At 46.5% G+C, this 19,041-nt stretch carries 17 protein-coding genes; 6 read left to right on the forward strand and 11 right to left on the reverse strand.

Going from position 1 to position 19,041, the window contains the following annotated elements; all coding sequences use genetic code 11:
- Nucleotides 1–105: 105 nt before the first annotated feature.
- The gene (locus tag AC0J20_RS01920; RefSeq protein WP_473020404.1) at nucleotides 106–1,932 is read right to left on the reverse strand and encodes a choice-of-anchor I family protein; all 1,827 of its coding nucleotides are present in this window, start codon (nucleotides 1,930–1,932) and stop codon (nucleotides 106–108) included.
- 261 nt (nucleotides 1,933–2,193) lie between these two features.
- Here AC0J20_RS01920 and AC0J20_RS01925 point away from each other — a divergent pair, with 261 nt between their 5' ends.
- Both AC0J20_RS01925 and lysC read left to right on the forward strand, forming a co-directional pair.
- A complete protein-coding gene (locus tag AC0J20_RS01925; RefSeq protein WP_229527825.1) occupies nucleotides 2,194–2,850 on the forward strand; it encodes a hypothetical protein in 657 nt (218 codons plus the stop codon).
- A 288-nt stretch (nucleotides 2,851–3,138) separates the two neighbouring features.
- The gene (lysC, locus tag AC0J20_RS01930) at nucleotides 3,139–4,506 is read left to right on the forward strand and encodes a lysine-sensitive aspartokinase 3 (protein ID WP_229527824.1); all 1,368 of its coding nucleotides are present in this window, start codon (nucleotides 3,139–3,141) and stop codon (nucleotides 4,504–4,506) included.
- Between the two features lie 76 nt (nucleotides 4,507–4,582).
- Here the strand turns inward: lysC and AC0J20_RS01935 are convergent, their stop codons facing one another.
- Nucleotides 4,583–7,237 carry a penicillin acylase family protein gene (locus AC0J20_RS01935; RefSeq protein WP_473020405.1) on the reverse strand — a complete coding sequence of 885 codons (2,655 nt, stop codon included), beginning with the start codon at nucleotides 7,235–7,237 and terminating at the stop codon, nucleotides 4,583–4,585.
- 179 nt (nucleotides 7,238–7,416) lie between these two features.
- On the opposite strand from AC0J20_RS01935, the gene AC0J20_RS01940 reads away from it, so the two are divergent.
- Both AC0J20_RS01940 and AC0J20_RS01945 read left to right on the forward strand, forming a co-directional pair.
- A complete protein-coding gene (locus AC0J20_RS01940) occupies nucleotides 7,417–7,956 on the forward strand; it encodes a thioredoxin domain-containing protein (RefSeq protein WP_229527822.1) in 540 nt (179 codons plus the stop codon).
- Nucleotides 7,957–8,053: 97 nt separating this feature from the next.
- Nucleotides 8,054–8,236, forward strand: a complete 183-nt coding sequence (locus tag AC0J20_RS01945; protein ID WP_229527821.1) for a hypothetical protein — start codon at nucleotides 8,054–8,056, stop codon at nucleotides 8,234–8,236.
- A gap of 70 nt (nucleotides 8,237–8,306) precedes the next feature.
- On the opposite strand, the gene AC0J20_RS01950 is transcribed toward AC0J20_RS01945, so the two are convergent.
- The 3 genes from AC0J20_RS01950 to AC0J20_RS01960 all read right to left on the reverse strand — a co-directional run bounded on the left by AC0J20_RS01950 (nucleotide 8,307) and on the right by AC0J20_RS01960 (nucleotide 11,864).
- A complete protein-coding gene (locus AC0J20_RS01950) occupies nucleotides 8,307–8,522 on the reverse strand; it encodes a hypothetical protein (RefSeq protein ID WP_473020406.1) in 216 nt (71 codons plus the stop codon).
- A gap of 160 nt (nucleotides 8,523–8,682) precedes the next feature.
- Complete coding sequence (locus AC0J20_RS01955) at nucleotides 8,683–9,750, reverse strand: EAL domain-containing protein (RefSeq protein ID WP_473020407.1); 1,068 nt, start codon at nucleotides 9,748–9,750, stop codon at nucleotides 8,683–8,685.
- Between the two features lie 80 nt (nucleotides 9,751–9,830).
- On the reverse strand, nucleotides 9,831–11,864 hold the full coding sequence (locus AC0J20_RS01960) for an oxidoreductase (protein WP_473020408.1): 2,034 nt from the start codon (nucleotides 11,862–11,864) through the stop codon (nucleotides 9,831–9,833).
- A 199-nt stretch (nucleotides 11,865–12,063) separates the two neighbouring features.
- Here AC0J20_RS01960 and AC0J20_RS01965 point away from each other — a divergent pair, with 199 nt between their 5' ends.
- Together AC0J20_RS01965 and AC0J20_RS01970 are read left to right on the forward strand one after the other, a co-directional pair.
- Nucleotides 12,064–12,693 (forward strand): TetR/AcrR family transcriptional regulator, encoded by a 630-nt coding sequence (locus AC0J20_RS01965; protein WP_473020409.1) that lies wholly within the window; start codon nucleotides 12,064–12,066, stop codon nucleotides 12,691–12,693.
- A gap of 38 nt (nucleotides 12,694–12,731) precedes the next feature.
- On the forward strand, nucleotides 12,732–13,361 hold the full coding sequence (locus AC0J20_RS01970) for a sulfotransferase family 2 domain-containing protein (protein WP_473020410.1): 630 nt from the start codon (nucleotides 12,732–12,734) through the stop codon (nucleotides 13,359–13,361).
- Nucleotides 13,362–13,423: 62 nt separating this feature from the next.
- Here AC0J20_RS01970 and AC0J20_RS01975 read toward each other — a convergent pair whose 3' ends face one another.
- The 6 genes from AC0J20_RS01975 to AC0J20_RS02000 form a co-directional block, all read right to left on the reverse strand.
- Nucleotides 13,424–13,825: a hypothetical protein gene (locus tag AC0J20_RS01975; RefSeq protein ID WP_229527815.1), complete on the reverse strand. Its 402-nt coding sequence runs from the start codon at nucleotides 13,823–13,825 to the stop codon at nucleotides 13,424–13,426.
- A 94-nt stretch (nucleotides 13,826–13,919) separates the two neighbouring features.
- The gene (locus tag AC0J20_RS01980) at nucleotides 13,920–14,414 is read right to left on the reverse strand and encodes a hypothetical protein (protein ID WP_229527814.1); all 495 of its coding nucleotides are present in this window, start codon (nucleotides 14,412–14,414) and stop codon (nucleotides 13,920–13,922) included.
- A gap of 78 nt (nucleotides 14,415–14,492) precedes the next feature.
- Nucleotides 14,493–14,723 carry a DUF3820 family protein gene (locus AC0J20_RS01985; RefSeq protein WP_473020411.1) on the reverse strand — a complete coding sequence of 77 codons (231 nt, stop codon included), beginning with the start codon at nucleotides 14,721–14,723 and terminating at the stop codon, nucleotides 14,493–14,495.
- Nucleotides 14,716–16,530 (reverse strand): ABCB family ABC transporter ATP-binding protein/permease, encoded by a 1,815-nt coding sequence (locus AC0J20_RS01990; protein WP_473020412.1) that lies wholly within the window; start codon nucleotides 16,528–16,530, stop codon nucleotides 14,716–14,718. Before AC0J20_RS01990 ends, AC0J20_RS01985 begins: the two co-directional genes overlap by 8 nt.
- A 112-nt stretch (nucleotides 16,531–16,642) precedes the next feature.
- Nucleotides 16,643–18,268 (reverse strand): response regulator, encoded by a 1,626-nt coding sequence (locus AC0J20_RS01995; protein ID WP_229527811.1) that lies wholly within the window; start codon nucleotides 18,266–18,268, stop codon nucleotides 16,643–16,645.
- Between the two features lie 227 nt (nucleotides 18,269–18,495).
- The gene (locus tag AC0J20_RS02000) at nucleotides 18,496–18,951 is read right to left on the reverse strand and encodes a MarR family winged helix-turn-helix transcriptional regulator (RefSeq protein ID WP_473020413.1); all 456 of its coding nucleotides are present in this window, start codon (nucleotides 18,949–18,951) and stop codon (nucleotides 18,496–18,498) included.
- Between the last annotated feature and the right edge of the window lie 90 nt (nucleotides 18,952–19,041).

The raw sequence follows: 19,041 nt of genomic DNA on the forward strand, positions 1-19,041 counted from the left end.
TCAAACGATTCATAGCCGGATTGCCCAAAGAATGGGCAATCATACAATACTGAACTCAGCAAAAGGCGCCGGGGCGCCTTATCACTTTATCATTTGGTCTGATTTTTAGTTTGGAGTAACTTGCCAGATTGTTACTGTGCCACTGATTTCATTACCAATGACCACCAGTGCATTGCCGCTGGGGCTTTGATCGGCAGAGACAAAGACCATGCCTTCCGGTGCGGAATCACCTGTCAAGTCTGCACCTTCAGTGGTGTCACGGTTGATCACATATTCAACAAACTGCGTGTTGTAGGGATTGGTAATATCGTAAACGAAAATCCCGCCCATACGCTCAAGACCAATAAAGGCATAGGTTCTGTCACCCACAGTACCAATCGTCAGAGCTTCCGGTTCAGGCCCTTTGTTGGCAGAGCGTGAATCACCTTCATTTGCATCGTCGTTGTTATTGAATTCATCACCGTGTACCGATGCAGTAATGCGTTCAAAATCATCACCGGAATCGAATACTACCAGACCATTGCTATCCCAGATGGTAAAAGAGCGAGCACCGTAGGCATATATGTTTTCGTATACCCCATCGCCGTCACTGTCGCCCAGCTCCGCGGTTACTGTCAGGCGACCAATGGGGAAGGCGGTAAAGTCAAAATCTTCGGGATCGTCACCGGCGTTCATTGCCAGTGATGAACCTGCTGCAAAATCAAGGCGGCGGCCCTGAGTTTCATCCGTGTAGGAGAGACAGCCATCATCTTCGTCAAAGTCTTGTCCGCCAGCGGCATCACACAAGTCTTCGTCCTGGTTTCCTTCGGCATTTAGGGTGTCAAAGAAATATTCTCTGGCATCCCCTTCATTGGCGGTAACGACGAAATCAGCATTGTTCCAGCTGTAGGTTGCGATGGTATCGGGTTGGTACATTCCATAAAGGTTGTCGTAGGAGCCGAAACTAACAGCACCATCTTCCATACCATCAATCAACAGGTCGCTCCAATCCTTAAAGCCTAAACCCACCACTTCGAGACTATTGTCGGTTAAATCTACGATCGCCAGACCGTTATTTTCCTGCAGTGCAACGTAGGCCACCTCATTCGTGGCAGCAATGTATTCCGGCTCTAAATCCTGAGCAACCGACACATTGATAAGGTTGCCATTGATGGTGCGGCCATTGGGATTAGGGAAGTGCATTCCCTGAGCTTCTAAAGCGTCCTGCATACCGTTGTAGGCAGTAAAGTCGAGAATAGTGGCGGTATCTGCTGGCATGCCATCAGTCATGTTGATAATGGCCACAGAGCCTTCCGGATCAACCGAATAATCACCGGCAGGTTCGCCTTCGTTGGCAACAATCACTTTACTGCCATCAGGCGTGAAAGTGACCATGTCCGGCAGATTACCAACGGTAACGGCTTTAACAAAGACCGGTGTAGCGGCATCAAGACCATTGTAAAACAACACTACACCGTTATCGGCATGCGCATCTGCAGCGACAGCAATCGCCATCCAGTCACCTGATACGGCAATGCTGTTGGGTCCACCTAATGCAATGCCATTGGCGCTGGTTTCCAGTACCAGCGCGGTTGACGTTAAATTTGTGCTGGTTAACGGGTTGCTCAATGCCTCTGCGGTGAGTCCGGAAATATCAATCATTTCAACAGTAGGTGCATCGGCAGCACTATTGATAGCGAACACAGTTTGCGTGGCTGCATGGTATTGTACGATTTCTGCCGCGCCTTCGGGGTCTTCAGGATTCAGTTGTGCCCGCCCTACAACACTCATGCTTACACCTAATGTGGCATCTTGTCCTGGGGTACCTGGTGAGCCAGTGTCACCCTGAGCACCTTGTGGTCCCTGTGGACCGATTGCACCATCGTCACCATCATCGCCGGAACAACCGGCCAGAATAGCAATCACTGCCAAAGAAAGAAGTGTACGTTTCATGATTAATCCTATTTTAATTTGCACATTTGGGCTGAAAGTCAGGCCCAATATTAAAAATAGAGAATGTGACAGAATGGCTACGAAATTATTAAATCTTTCAATGGTTTATGACCATCTGGACAGGTTTTGATGTTAATTTTCGATGCGCCAATTGACGGCTGAACGGGTCAGAACAGGTGGCCCCGGAAAGTTTGGCTGTAGCTATTAAGTTGGTCCGGTTATTGCTGAACAGATGCAGGGTTAACGAATTTTTGACTTATTATGTTATCAACAACAGCTTCGCAGGCGACTTCACTTTTCCAGTACATCGACGATCAACGATCCAATGCACAATTTGTCAGTGACATGCAGAATTTAGGAGCAAAGAACAGTGCTCAGGATGTGGATGCCATTCAAAATAGCCTGGTCAACGTGCAGTCTATCGACAACATGGTTGATCAGATAATTAGCGGTGAAAGCAGTGTCACCGGTGACAAAGTTAATGACATGCTGGATTTCTATTTTAAGCAGGTCAAAAATGAACTGAAAAGTGTCACTGAAGATCTCAACCTGTCTAACATTCCGCCACTGCAACTATCTGATGGAAAGTGGCAACTGGCTTCTGAACAAGCCGACAATAAATCTTTAAACAAGCTGGTTGATTATCTGAATCGTGACAGCAGGCTTAGTGAGCGCATGGAAAAGGTAATGATGCTGTCAGAGCTCAGTGAACAGGTGACCGCCCGGGATTATGCACAATCCTTAAAGAATGACGACACATCGGACAAAGATATTGAAGCTTATTTGCTGAAAACCAGTGAACAATTGCAACAGAACCGCTTTCTCAGTGTTGAGTCAGGCAACCTGAAACTGGGGAATTATGGTATTGCCAAAGAAGAATATCAGGAGCGCTTTGGAAAACAGGCGGATGCTACCTAGCCAATTTAGCTAAGTTAACCACATCCGCCCAAAACGTTGGAAGGGAATCAATACCAACAAAGCGCATATCCGGACCACTCTCAAGCTAGTTTACAAGGGGCGGTTATGCCTTGTTGGCATGTTTCAAGACGCATCGTCTCATAAGTTTTATCGGCATTGGAACCCCCCAATTGAGCATTTTAGCCTAAAGTATTAGATGGCCTCTGGGTTAAATACTGAGAAATTGTTACCCTTATAAACCTGACTATGATTAAACTGTACCGGTAATTAAACTGAGGCTTTTTATAAATGCATGATTCTTCCCTGGTCATAGCAAAATTTGGTGGCACCAGCGTCGCAAATTTTGAGGCTATGAAAAACTGTGTGCGTATCGTTTCCCAGAATACAGACTGCAAACTGGTGGTAACCAGTGCCCCGGCGGGCATCACCAACCATCTGGTGGAATTGGGTAAAACGCCCATGTCCGGAGAAGATAAAGAGATTATTTTGCAGCGAATAGAGCAGCAAATTTTTGACATTTATGAACAACTCAACGACAAGCAAAGTGTTAAGCCTAAATTGGACAACCTGTTTGCCGGCATCCAAAAGGTCGTCTACGCTGATGGCATCAATGAAAGCCCGATGTTACAGGATGAATTACTGTCGTACGGTGAACGGCTGGCTTCTTTGTTGCTGGCTGCCTGTTTTAATGAAAGTGGCGTGGCGGCTCTGGAGTTCGATGTCAGACAGGTGATGCTGACCGACGACAATTTTGGCTCTGCCACACCCGATATTGAGCAACTCGCCATTCGCGCCCAAAAAGACATGACCCCACTGCTTGCAGAGCGGGTTTTGGTAACCCAGGGCTTTATAGGCAAAACCGCCTGGGGAGACACTACGACGTTAGGCCGGGGCGGTTCCGATTATACCGCCGCTTTATTATCTGAAGCGTTATCCGCAAAACGCTGTGAGATCTGGACTGATGTGGCCGGGGTGTTTAGCACGGACCCACGTATCGATGAACGAGCCTATCCCATTGCTGAACTGAGCTATGACGAAGCCGCCGAGATGGCAAACTTTGGTGCGAAAGTACTACATCCGGCAACATTAGCGCCAACGTTAAGGCAAAATATTCCGGTATTTGTGGGCAGTACCCGTGCCCCTGAGCAGGGCGGCACCACTATCGTTAAAGATTGTCAGTTCGAACCGACATTCAGAGCAATAACCCGACGCAAAGAGCAGCAATTGGTAACACTGCACACGCCTAAAATGGAACGTACTACGCAGTTTATCGGCAAGGTATTTAACATCCTGGATCAGTTTGGGTTGAGTATCGATTTAATTACTACATCAGAAACCTTTATATCTCTGACTTTCAACGCCTGGCATGCTACCAATCTGGCGCAGGCGTCAACCCGGGCGTTAGCAGAACTGGAAAAAATCTGCATTGTAGAGGTAACACCAAAGCTGGACCTGATCACGATTGTTGGCAATAAACTACACGCGAAACACGGTGGTGCTGGCAAAATATTTGAGGTGTTGGAAACCGTCAGAATCAGAATGATCAGTTACGGCGCGAATCCACACAATATCTCGTTTCTGGTGGATGAAGAAGCCAGTACCGGTGTGATAAAGGAGCTGCACCAACATTTGCTGGCTGAAAACCTGGCCAGATAACGCGAACGGTTATTTTAACATGGTATAAAAAAAACGCCTGTATGTCAGCATACAGGCGTTTTTCTTTGGGTAACGATTAATCGTTGGTAAGTGTCATGCTGCTAAGGGTATTTGCCGCGATGTCATCCTCAGTAAACAGGATAGGGCGTAAACCATTGCTTTGCGCATAGAGCACTGACTGGTCATTCCAATGAGGTGAAAACGCATTATTGGATTGTGAGAATGTTAAAACGCCTCTGCCTTGTGGACCATCATCGGTAAACTCCACCACCATCATCCAACTGGAGCCATAGCGCACATGATAGCCGGCACTGCTTAGGCCTGAGGCGAGGGGTTGTCCGGTAACCGCCGAGTCAACTCTGTCATAACTGTGGTGAGGTAACAACGTACCGTCGCGGCTTTGGCTGTAATTGTAATCAAAGACATTAAAGCCACCTTCCCGGCTGTTTGCGCCTGGCCAGGGAATAACTGCCCCTGATGGCGAGCCGTCCGGCAAGCTCTTTTCGGTAAACTGCATTGCTCCTAATGGCGAGGCGGGATTAAAGCCCGCTTCATTCAGATTATACCAGGCGGTTGCTAATGCTACCAACGCCGTGTCATAACTGGCCGGTGCCGACGGGGTTGTGGTGGCATTTGCGCTATCAAAATCATCACTCAGCGCATTAACGCAGGTACTGTTGCTACAGAATTCATAGGCAAATTCCCGCAACAAACCGCCACCGATACTGTCGCTACTTTGCATGCCATTCCAGGCTGTGAGCGTGCTGCAGGCAGGCACAACATCAACCGTTTCGCCGTTGGCTATTTCGACATTGTGTTGCCCGTTTTCATCCGGCTCGCAATTAGCCAGCAGATTGTCCAATACTAACTCTGCAAAATAAGAACGGTTTGAAAATAACGCATTCTCAACTTCAGTTGCATTGAATCTGCCATCTTCACCACTACTGTCTTTGAGCAGTTTCTGGCCCATTCTGGAGCGCATCGTTTGCGGTGTATGAGTATCGCCATAGAGCGGTGAGACATAGCCATTGAGGGGCATTTCTGCGTTAGTTAACCAGAATGAATCATTCGAGTTTTGCACATAAGTATTGGTCAGTAATTTAGGGGCATTTTCATAAGGTTCGGCATTGGTGAACCCGAAAATACTGGAACTACCTGGCAACACGGTAAACCCTGCCTGAGCTCTGAGACCTGCAAATGTGGGATCATTGGCAACACCGGTTTCCGCGTTCAATGTGAGGTTCGGTACCGTTGAATCATCAATGTACCAGGCATTACCCTGATCGTCCGCGTAGAGGGTGTTGTTAAAAATGACACCATCGTAATCTTTAAAGGCCTGCTGAAATTCCGCCAGATTGCGGGCCAGATTCATGGACACCCAATGTTCCAGGACGTCATTGTTGTACATATTGGCATCCTGCACATAAAACGCCTGATTGTCGTCCCAGACAAAGGGGGCCGCTGTTGGCGGTGCTTCAATCATCGGGCCTCGCGCGGTAACGTAGATATCTTTCTCAAAGGGCACAACTGCCGTACCAATGTTCACCATTATTTGCTCAGTACGTTTTTCAACGGGTAAAGCTTGCCCGTCAAAAATATAGGTTTCCCGGTCCTCGCCGAGTTGCAATTGATACACCACAAAGTGTTCAGCGGTTGAGAAGGTGTGAGTCCATGCCAGATTTTGATTGAAGCCAATATTGATTGCACCAGGCATACCGATCAGGGAACCGCCGGTAACATCCATGACACCCGGAATTGTCAGGTGCGACTGGAAAAAGCGAATTTGACCGGTATGGGGAAAATGGGGGTTAGCCAGGACAATGCCTTTGCCATTTTCTGTCATTTCTGAACCCAGTCCCCAACCGTTGGAACCCAGGCCCGCGGCATTTCTGTCTGGCAGGGTTAAATGGGCTTTTTGCGACGCTGCAACTTTGTTGATTTCCTGCAATGCTGCAGTAACCTGTTGCGAGGATTTACCCGCCGTCGCCAGGCGCGGCAGATACTCATCACTGTCGCCTGGATTGGCGAAAAACATTAAATCGAAAAAGTTTGCGGCGCCAGGCAGTAAAGCGATGGAATACATATAAGTCAGTAAATCGACACCTTCAATCGGCATTACCCAGGCCTGCCCCGCACAGGGCAGGTTCGGAGTAGGGTTGCTTGCCAACTCAGTCAGGTATTTGTTGTACCCCTGAGCAAAGCCACTGAGCATTGCGCGTGATCTATCGGGTAAATTGTCAATATTGGCTTCCGCAGCAGCTCTGATCCCCGTTGCCAGATAACCAAAGTCGGAAATTAGGTTGCCGTTATCGGCAGCACTAATTTCGCCCGTTGCGATATTAATGCTGGCATGTGGTCCAAAAAATTCTGAGCGTCGACTATTCGCCTTTACAAAGACATCAGCAAGAATACAAAGGTGGTCTTCGGCCTGCGTATATCCGCTACCGAACGCTAACTCCTCTAAACTATTGGCGGTAATATGGGGCACACCATAACTGGTGCGGCGAATATCCGCTGCTAGTGTACCTTCCGCGAATGCCGGTGCCTGTACAGGCGTAACCGGATCGGGTGGTGCCGGAATAGTAGGGTTCGTGGGTGTCGGAGGCGGTTGTACTGAAGGGGAAGGGGGATTAGCCACACTGTCGGGCGGGTTGTTGCTGTCTGATGAGCAGCCTGTTACCAGCAACGAGGCGGTTAACAATCCTGCTGATACTAATGTCAACTTAGTCATGTCCGTTTATCCTTTGCAAATGGGTCGAGAAAGATACTAGTCAGAGGTCTGACTTTCGTCAACTTAACATATTATTTACAAAAATGAATGATATTAAATTCACTTGTATTTGAGTATTTGCCTGATGTCAGGATTAGATTTGCCGTTTTGGTGTGTTGCAAGTCCAACCAGGCACAATTATGCTGTTGCCCGAAAATGAATGTGATAACCAGGACAATCAAACTATGAAAAGCTTGTGGCAAGGCGCTGTGCTGATGCTGGCAGTGTTAATCGCTTTTAATGCGTCAGGCAAGAAAGATTCCGCTATTGCTGATTCGGTAGGTTACCTGACACCCCAACAGATTTTAGCCAGTTACCCTGAATTTAAATCCGGGTATCAGGATTACCAGCCTTCACCGGCAGATATTGAACACATCAAAAAATTGACGGGTAAGGAACTGTTAGTGATGTTTGGCAACTGGTGCCATGATAGTCAGCGGGAGATCCCAAGGCTCCTTAAATTGCTCGATAGCAGTGGTGTTGAGTTGCAGAAACTCACCCTGTTGGCCGTTGACAGAACAAAGCAAGAACCTTCGGGAAAAGCCAAAGCAAACCGACTCAAATACACGCCCACTATCGTTCTGTTAGAGGGGGATAAAGAACTGGGGCGTATAGTTGAACGGCCCAGAACAACATTGGCTCAGGACCTCGCCAGTATGCTTGGTAACCAGGAATATTAGCGCCAAAGGTTTGGTTGGCACGAAGCTTGATTAAGTCTTAACACTTGTGCGGCAAAGTTGCCATTTGCCAAATTGTTGACGAAATCAGGAGTCAGTCATGTCAACCAGACAACTTATTATCAATATCGAAGCCCTGTCAGAAACCTTGTCCGAGAAACAACTGGTGCAGTTCCTGGATATCATGGATGCCATGACAGTGATGGTAGACGAAGCTAAAAAAATCAGCCATGACCTGATCGCTGATTTTGACCAACCCAATGAATGTCGCTTCCTGCATTAATAAATTCATGGTGTCAGAGTTCTTGAAGTGATTTCAAGATCTCTGACACCCTGAGCTTATGACCTTGAGATTAAACTGGTGTGTTATTGGTAAATGTGTGCAATTGCGGGCTAATCATATTGCTTTCAATATTTTGTCGTTTTTGAAAAGCCATACTGCTTAATGCCTGTGATGCTGCCCTGAACTCGGCTTCAAATTGCGGATTGCCTATGTGCTTGATGGAGCGCCTCAATGCATCATTTCGCCTGTTGACCAACTCTCTTTCGTTGAAATTAACTTCTATCATGAAAAACCCTACAACTTAAATGGATAGCGACGAGGTATTGCAAACGTGGATTCAAAGCACATGGAACAATGCATACCTTGAAAACGCCGCCATTTTGCCCGGTGCTTTTTACAAAACGGCGAATCCCCGATGAAAGTTGTATGACAAAGGTAATTACTACTCATTTTGTCGGTGCTTTAAACGCGGGTCTGCCAAACAGAAATCCTTGTAAATAATCCGCCTGAAGTGCCACCAGACATTCCGCTTCTGCCGCTGTTTCAATGCCTTCCGCGATTATCTGTATACCATTTTCTTTGGCACTGGCGATGAGATGTTTTACGATTTTTTGTTTAGACGGTTGTGAATCAATATCGCGTATTAAAGCCATGTCTATTTTGGCAAAGTCTGGCATTAAATCATGCAGTAAATTTAACCCTGACCAACCGGCACCCACGTCATCTAAGGCCACTTTAAATCCGGCATTGCGATAAAAATTCAGAACGCCTTTTAAGTGTGCCAGATTGTTTACTTTGTGGGTTTCGGTTACCTCAAAAACCACATCACTGGCCTCCAGTCCCGCCTGAGCAATGGCTGCTGCCGTGGAGCGTAAACAATAGGATGGGTCGTATATGCTGGATGGATTGAAATTGACAAACACCTTGCTTTTAAGCCGGGCAGAAGCAGCATGCTCTATTGCAGAGCGTCTGGCCGTCAGGTCGAGCGAAAACAAAAGATCCGATTTATCAGCCACAGAGAAAACATATCCGGGTGGAATGATGGTGTCGTCCTGATCTCTAAGCCGAAACAGGGCTTCGTGAGCGAAGATGCGGGGAGCGGCTTTGGTTGCATCGGCACTGTAAATAATTGGCTGAAACCAGCTTTCGTATCGGTGTTGCTCAACAGCATCTACAATCCACAGGCTCTTATAGCGATTGATAAAAGTGTCTGCACTTAGCAGTCTGCCCACGGCTTCCAGATTAAGCTGCCGTGTTCCTGAGGTTGAGGTGATTTTCGTGTTTGCTTTTTCCGGCCCTTGTAATTCGCCATAAATTCCCAGCAACAACATCTCAATTCGACTCGAGTGACACACAACGGTTAAGCAATGGGTGTCCAGGATCTCCTGTTCAAAATCCAGTGAGCTGAATAGTTTCTCCAGTTTTGACTGTGTTTCAGTCGTTGGTGAGAACAGGAAAAATCGGGTTTCTTCAAAAAAATATCGGTTGATTGCCTCACAATCTGCACACCACATATCGCTCTCCGCTGTCAGGGAAGTTGAACTTTGTGGCCTTAGTACGCAAAAAATGAGGCAAAGGTTTATTGCCGGTCTTTTTACAGAGTACTTGCCAGGCGCGTACCCTGATTAATGGCGCGTTTGGCATCCAGCTCTGACGCCACGTCGGCACCGCCGATTAAATGATACGGTTTGGTCAAACTCTCAGTCAGTTCACGCAATGGCTCCTGACCGGCACAAATGACAATATGATCTACATCCAGGACTATTTTTTCCCCGGCAATAGTCAGATGTAGCCCCTGGTCATCAATGTTGTGATACTGGCAATCTGCTAACATTTGTACGCCTTTTTTCAGTAAACCCGCCTTGTGCACCCAGCCACTGGTTTTACCCAGATTTGCGCCCACTTTGCTGCTTTTGCGTTGCAGTAAGTACACTTCTCTGGGAGATTCAGATAGGCGTGGCCGTACGCCCTCTATTCCGCCCCTGGCTTGCATCGCCATATCTACCCCCCATTCCTGCATAAAGCCTGCAATGTTCTGACTGGTGGGCTCGCCTGAATGGGTCAGATACTCACTGACATCGAAGCCAATGCCACCGGCACCAATCACTGCTACTTTGCGGCCTGGATTGACCTTTCCGGTCAGGACATCAATGTAACTGACCACTTTGGGGTGTTCGATACCTTCAATATTCGGTGTTCTGGGTGAAATACCTGTTGCAATAATTACTTCGTCAAAGTCGCTGTTATTGAGCATTTCTGACGAAACGCGGGTGTTGAGCCGGACATCGACTCGCTGTTTTTTGAGTTGCACGGAAAAGTAACGCAATGTCTCGTAAAACTCTTCTTTTCCGGGGATCTTTTTAGCCATATTAAATTGCCCGCCAATTTCGCCGGAGGAATCAAACAGGGTCACGTTGTGGCCTCGTTGTGCAGCTGAAGTCGCTGCAGCCAAACCTGCTGGTCCGGCGCCCACTACGGCAATGTTTTTGGGAGTCTGGGTTTTATCCAGAGAAATTTCGGTTTCATGACAGGCCCGTGGGTTTACCAGGCAACTGGCAATTTTTCCTTCGAATACATGATCAAGGCAGGCCTGATTACAACCGATACAGGTATTAATTTCTTCGGATTTGCCTTGTTCGGCTTTGATAACAAAATCAGGGTCTGCCAGGAAAGGGCGGGCCATGGAGACCATGTCGGCGTCCCCTCTGGCTAAAACCTGTTCAGCCACTTCCGGCGTGTTAATGCGGTTTGAAGTGATCACCGGAATGTTCAGTTTTTCTTTATACTTGGCGGTAACCCAGGTGAAAGCGGCTCGTGGTACTTTTGTGACGATAGTGGGTATTCTGGCCTCATGCCAGCCAATACCTGTATTGATAATGGTAGCCCCGGCCTGTTCTATGGCTAATCCCAGTTGTACCACTTCATCAAAGGTGGAACCGCCTTCCACCAGATCCAGCATCGACAGGCGGTAAATAATGATAAATTGTTCGCCGACCGCTTCGCGCACTCTGCGCACTACATCCAACGGTAATTTAATGCGGTTTTGATAGTCACCCCCCCAGTCGTCATTCCGCTGATTAGTACGTGCGGCAATAAATTGATTTAAGAAGTAGCCTTCTGACCCCATGATTTCAACGCCATCGTAGCCGGCTTTTTGGGCCTGAGTGGCAGCAAAAATAAAATCCTGAATTTGTTTTTCAATGCCTGTGGCATCCAGTTCCTTAGGCGTGAATTTGTTTATGGGGGCACGGATAGGAGAGGCACCTACCAGCTTGTCGTTAAATGCATAGCGGCCAGTGTGCAGGATTTGCATACAAATTTTGCCACCTTCTGCATGTACTGCGTCGGTAATATATTTGTGTTCAGTGACGGCTTCGTCGTTATCCAGTAATTTGCAAACGGGATGAGTAGAGCCTTCGGCATTAGGCCCGATTCCGCCAGTCACAATCAAACCAACACCGCCTTTGGCTCTTGCTGCGAAATACTTAGCCATGCGTTTGTAGCCACCTGGCAGCTCTTCCAGACCAGTGTGCATTGATCCCATAAGCACGCGGTTCTTCAACTGGGTAAAACCTAAATCTAATGGTTGAAATAAATGAGGGTAGTGGGCGTTAGGTTGTGAGTGCATAGGGTCTGCTCCGCATGTTGCTATCAATGTCAGGGTTTTTAAGCTCAATAAGTTCCAATTAATTCTTAACTTGGCGGCGTCAAGATGCGTTCAAAATAAACCTTGATGTTGACACTGTCAAGATGTGATTTTTGTTGATACTGTGGTTTAATAGCTTTCTGTCGGTAACCAGTGAAAACTACAAGCGAGAAATATTGCCATGACAAGCGCAGTGTCAGTGCAGGACAAAAAGCAATACCACCATGGTGATCTGAGAAATACGCTATTGTTAGCCGCCACTGAAATGCTGGTGGATGGCGGTATAGAGGGCTTGAGTTTGCGCAAACTGGCCGATCGGGTTGGGGTGTCTCGCACGGCGCCATATCATCATTTTAAGGACAAGAGTGCATTGTTGTGTGGCATCGCTCAGGAAGGCTTTAAGCGCTGGCAGTCACGTCTGAATGCCATTCTTGTCTGCACGGAATTGAACGATGCAGAAAAATATCGCGCGATGGTGAAGGCGTATCTTTACTATGCCTCTGAAAACCCGGAAATTTACGAATTGATGTTTGGTCGCACTATCTGGAAGTCTGATAATGCTACACCGGATTTGAAGTCAGTGGCTTATCCCTGTTTTCAGGCTCATGTTGAACTGGTACGTCAGTGGCAGCAAAAAGGAATACTGAACGCTCAGGAGGACAGCCTCAGATTGGCGCAGGTGAGTTGGGCCACCATGCATGGCCTGGCCAGATTACTGATCGATGGTGTATATGCGGATGTGTCTCATCTGGATGAAATGTGCGACTGCCTGGTAAACAGTTTTATTAAACATGACTATCAGACGAAATAGAGAAAAAGCTCCATTTTTTGCAGAGAAAAAATACAGGCATGTACTTATCACAACAACGTAATTTTCTTTTTTGCCACGTCCCAAGAACCGGTGGTTCCTCACTATTTAAGCACATTAGCGAGCATGTTCCGGATGCGGAGCGTGTTTTTTTACAGCATTCATCCATGAAAGAAGTGCAAAAGATCATTGGTGCAGAGTTCGATCATTTGTACAAATTTGCCATCGTACGTAATCCTTGGGAAAGGCTGGTTTCCTGGCACGCCTTAACGGCCCTAAATAAAGTCAACTACAACAAGAATAGTAAGCATCTGGAATTATATCCTGATTCGCCTCACTGGAAAGGGTTTGATGAGTTTCTTGAAAAGGCCTCTCTTCAAAAGGTTGAAAGTTTTCGTGGCGATTGGTTGAGTTTTAGTCAATGGCTTCAGCTTACAGATGAAGAAGGTAATTTATTGGTCAACGATATTGGTCGCTTTGAAAACTATGCGCAAGACAGCAAAAAGTTCTTACTCAAAATTGGTGTTATTCAACCATTTTCTACCATAGTAAACGACTCTAACCACTTACATTACAGCGAGTACTATTCCAATTTTGGCAAGGAGTTAGTAACAGAGGTGTTTAAGGACGATATTGTTAATTTTGGGTATAGGTTTGAGGATTTTCAATAGTGCATTTTTGCTGGTGAGGTCATGCTATCTCAATCTTCTGATTGATATACATTCGCAGTTCATTAAAACACCGTCTCGATACTGGTATTACCGCAAGCGTCATCCTCAATAGCTTGTTGCCGTTCAGTTTCGGTGAGTATGCCAACAAACGGGGTTTGTCGACGCAGCTTATTCATTCTCGGAGTATCTTCCAGCGCACCTGCCCGAAACCGGTCGTGATCCTCAATATTATCCATTAAACATATCCAGGTGAGATAAGCACCATGCCTTAATCGCCCTTGCTGATAACGTTCCTCAATGGTTTGAACAACTTGCTTACGCAATTCAGGATGGCTGATGAGTTTTTCCACCATGACTTTGTGAATAGCCAGTATTTGTCGATCTACGAACTTCTCTTTCAGGCCTGATTTACGCACAGAGTAGGGCTTGTCGGTCTTCTTATGATTTCTTGATGCTGCAAACATGGTCAATAACAAAAATTAATAACACTGGTTAAATATACAGTTGTTTGATGGATTGTCCAGCTTACTTTCTGTTTTGTTACGAGTGGCTCACTGGCTATTCGCTTAATCCCAAATCTTTGACAAATCCGTTGGCTTCGATACTGGCAATACCTTCATCATCAAAAAGGATGTCAACAGACCCCTGCTTACCCTTAAAAAAGTAGCTGATGTTATCTATGGTTAATACATAGTCGCCAATCGACCGTTTAGGAGAAAGGACCTTCTTCTGTAAAGCAATTTTGTGCTCACCCAACGTCCATTCAAACTCCCGGAAATACGAAGTCGCGAACTCTTGTACGTACACCTCGTGGTTTTGGTTCATGCTGAGCCAGATAGAGTATTTTTCCGGGCGTTGTGTGACCTCCATTTGTTGCTCTCCGGCGGTAAATACATTGTTGTATCCGGATTGTTGAAAGGCGAACCCAAAATTAAAGATGACTTCAGTGCCGGTTGGGAAACGCAACAGCCCCTGACCTTCATAGCTAAACTCAGCATAAGCCGGGTGGCAAATACTCAGGGTAAAAATCAATAACAGTCGGATCCTTAACATACTTCATTTACTGCCGTTTAAAATGAATAAGACGCTCTACTATTTAAGCACAGAAATCCAAACTGACAAATCTACCGGCTAATTTTGTTTCCGAAGTAAAGGCATTAACATGCCTTCCAGGCCATTGAGTTTGATTTCGTACATCAGTGCCAGCTGTTTGCCCAGTTTTCCATCAGGAAAGCCTTTGTCGTTAAACCACACCAGGTAAGGTTCAGGTAATTTCAGCAAAGGCCGTCCGGCGTATTTACCAAAAGGCATGATGGTGTTGATGGTTTCCAGCAGTTCCTGTTGATTTACATCGCTAAACATCGGTGTTCCTTGTATTTGTGTCGGTATGACTTTTTTGTTGCGCCTGCCAAAGTGCATAATATTCGCCCTGCTGGGCGATTAGTTCAGCGTGTTTGCCGGATTCTTTCAGCTCACCGTTTTTCAGTACCAGTATCTTGTCGGCATCCACGATCGTGGATAGTCGGTGGGCGATCACAATACTGGTGTGCCCACGGGCAATTTGGTTAAACGCGGATAAAATTGCTCGCTCTGACTGGCTGTCAAGGGAGGAGGTGGCTTCGTCAAACAACAATATTGGCGGTTTTTTGAGTATGGTTCTGGCAATGGCAACCCGTTGTTTTTCACCACCGGACAGTTTCAGTCCGCGCTCACCCACTTTGGTGTCCCAACCTTTGGGCAGGTTGTCAATGAATTGAGTGAGGTGGGCCAGTTGCAGGGCGTGGCGCACTTCTTCGTCTGTAGCATCGGTACGGCCATAGCGCACGTTTTCCAGAATACTGTCGTTAAACAATACTGTGTCTTGCGGCACGATCCCGATCAGTTGTCGCAATGAATCCTGGGTGACTGCTGAGATGTCTATCCCGTCGATATTAATCTGCCCTGACGTGACGTCATAAAAGCGGAACAGCAGTTTAATCAATGTTGATTTGCCGGAACCGCTGGGACCTACAATCGCCACTTTTTGACCGGGTTCAATCATAAAGCTGATATTTTTTAAAATGGGCCGGTCGGGATGATAGTGAAAATTAACCTGTTCAAAACTAATTTGGCCGCTTTGTATACTGATGGCTGGTGCATTCGGCTTGTCTTCCACCTGAGGTTGCTTTTTTAGCAGGTTGAACATGTTTTCGATGTTTGCCAGTGAGCCTCGTATCTCCCGGTAAACAAACCCCAGAAAATTCAGCGGCATAAATATCTGCATGGTAATCGCGTTGATCAGCACAAAATCACCTATGGTCATAGTACCGTGCGCAACATTATAGGCGGCCATCGCCATCATGCCTGTCATGGCCGCAGCGATGATAAATGCCTGTCCGCCATTCAGGGCAAACAGGGATAGTCGGTTTTTGCGCCTCGCGACTTCCCAGTCAGCAAGGTCTTTGTCATAGCGCCTGGTTTCGTATTGTTCGTTGTTAAAATATTTCACTGTTTCGTAATTCAGCAGGCTGTCTATGGCACGGCTATTGGTAGATGAGTCTGCATGGTTCATTTCTTTGACAAAGCGAGTACGCCAGTCAGTAGCTTTCATGGAAAAGCTGACATAAGCCACCACCGAACCTAGAATAATGGCGGCAAACTCAACACCATATTGAACAAATAGCACCCCTACCACAGCCATAATTTCAAACAGGGTAGGCACAATGTTAAACACCATAAAACGCATTAAAAAACCAATGCCTGACGTGCCGCGCTCAATATCGCGGGACAGTCCACCGGTTTGTCGGTTGATGTGAAAATCCAGGTCCAGGGCGTGCAAATGACGAAAAACTTTGAGTCCTACCCGGCGCATCGCCCGTTCTGTGACACGTCCAAACAAAACATCCCGAATTTCACCAAATAAAACTGTTGATAATCGCAACACCCCATAAGCCACCACCAGCGATAAGGTCACAGCAAGAAGTTGGGTAGTGGTATCATCGGTATTCAGACCATCAACTGTGTGTTTCAACACAAAAGGCAAACCAATATTGGCCAGCTTGGCGGCAATCAGACACAACAATGCCAGCATCACCCGCGATTTAAATTCAGTTAAATAAGGCCATAAATCCAACAGGACGCGCCAATTTAAATCGGTGTTTTCATCAACAGGGAAACGGTTACTGCGCATTTGAGAGTTCCGGATTAAGGGCAGAAAAGGGTAGATTTTAGTTTATGTGGGCAAGGATTGGTTGTTCAAGTTTATGCAGACCGCTTTTCCGGTTAATATACAGGTAAAAGCACTAACTCATATCCGATAAATAAGATTTCACCTTGAGGTAGCGTTCTTTCTGTTCACCGGTTAGCTCGCCATTTTCAATGGTGTAAATACACTGCTTTAGTATTTCCTTGTCGCTTTTAGCCAGGTTGCTGGATTGTGCTTTCATGCCGAGTGTTTGCAACAGGTTGAGTGCAATGGAAGTATTTTTTGGCATCAGTATAAAGGCTTTGCCAAAGACATCCATGGCATTCTCGGTGTCGCCACGCTGATAGTATTCCACAGCTTTGTTGTTCAGTTCTTTCGGGGTAAGCAGAATATCGTGCTTCAGGCGTTTTTCTTGTTGCAGATACTGAGCATGAACCGAGTTTTCACCGTCCTTTTCAACGGCCTTATCCGCCAGAAAGGCGATAATTTCGGCGCTTTCTTTGTGCATGCCCACCGAGTGTAGTGCTTTTGCACGGTCCAGCAGATCGCTTTCGCTGTGCGACTGCCAGTTGTCGGAATGAATTTGTTTCAGTAGTTCGGTTGCGCCTTTGGTGTCGTTTTGCAGTTGTAATATACGGGCGTTACAAACATCCATTTGGGTTTGAACTTCACCACCCTGGGCAATTTCTGAAAAGTGTGTCAGGTAATCGTTTGCTTCTTTGGTAAGGTTAACTGTTTGCTCGTCCTCAGTGGTCATGGCGTAATCAATTCCGGCTCTGGCCACATCCAGATAAATGTTGGGTTTGTCATGCACTGAGTTTTTGGCGTAGCGTACGATCTTTTTCGTGGTTTCGAACAGGGTTTTATGATCGTTAGTGAGCCGTGACAGCTCCACTGTTTTTTGATGCCTGTTCAGGTTTCTTGGGGACACCTCTGAAGCCACCACTGAGCTTTCCAGAGCAGTATCAAAATCCTTTTGGTAAATTTGCAGTTCGGTTAATAAATCATAGGCCAGTAACTGAGTATCTGGTTTTACTGCTAATCGCAATATCAGTTTTTCGGCATCTTCTACCTTGTCTGCCTGCAGCAAGGCTTTTACCAGACCCATTTGCGCCCAGGAGTGGGGCTGAATGTCGACTATTGCCTGATAAAAGTCCACCGCCTGCTGTGCGTTGTTCATGCCAAGCAGTATTTCACCTTTGGCCTTCAGCGCGGTTGGGAAATAATCAGCATGTGCCGAATCAGCCAAAAACTCGTTAACAGATTCTAAGGCACTGTTGAATTTTTTATCGTGCATGTAGCGGTAAATTTTACGCATCGCCCGCTTGCGGGAGAGGGCACGCGTAAGGCGTCGGTCCAGGTCTTTTATGGTGAAGGGCTTAGCCAGAAAGTCGTCTGGTTGTAATTCCAAAATACTGTGGATCAGTTCTTTACTGGTATCGGCACTGACAAATACAAAGGTGGTTAACATTGACAGCATATTGCGCCGCTTCAGCTCGTCGAATAAAAAATAACCGTCTTTTTCCTTGCGGAACTCATAAGCGCACATAATCAGGTCGTAAACCCGGGTATTGATCAAATCCATAGCGGTTTGCACCCGGTCGGCGATAGTAATGTCATGAAAGCCTAACTTTTCCAGCGGATACTTAATGTAGCCGATGGCCAGTTCCTGGTCATCGATGACGAGTACCTTTGATTTTGCCGCCAGGGCCTTATCTACCATGATGTTATTGAACCCAAGTCATTGAGGAGGTGCATCTTTTTATCGACTATATGGGTTTTATCATGAATTTCGTGAAAAACAAGTAGTGCACTGTGGAAATTAGGGCTATATCCCTAAACTAAAGTAAGATCGCCGATTCCGGTGAATGAAAAACGGTCAAACGGGTAAAAACAACTCAGGTCAGGGCAAAAGTACCTAAACCTGGCACCGTTGAATCTTGCTCCTGATTATAAACGTTCGGCGTGCTGATATAACCTGTCCAGTAAATCGCTGAATTGTCTTTGTTCTTCTTCTGAAAGACATTGCAAAATGTCGTTTTCGTGCTGGTAAGATAAGGGCACGATTTCTTTGTAAACAGCTGCTCCGGTATCAGAAAGTACAATTTCGGAGCGGCGTTTATCATCAGCAGCGATGCTACGTTCAATCAGATGTCGTTTCAGCAATTTGGCGATAGCCCGACTTAAAATGGATTTTTCGATTTGCGTTTTCGCCGAAATCTCATCTGCTGATATACCCGGATATTCCCCCAAAACCGCCATGATGCGCCACTCGGTAATAGAGAGCGCGAACTTATCTTTGTAGGTTTGCGCTACCAGACTGCTGATCTTGTTGGACAAGATAGAAAGTCGATAGGGCAGATAACGTTCCAGCTTAAGAATTGAAGAATCTGGCAATGTGGCCATACAGTTTTGCTCGTCAAAATTGCAAGGATAACTGAGTCTACCTTGACAATAGTTGTACTTACAACTAAATTGGTTGCAATTACAACTAAG

The sequence above is a fragment of the Planctobacterium sp. R6 genome (assembly GCF_055755215.1).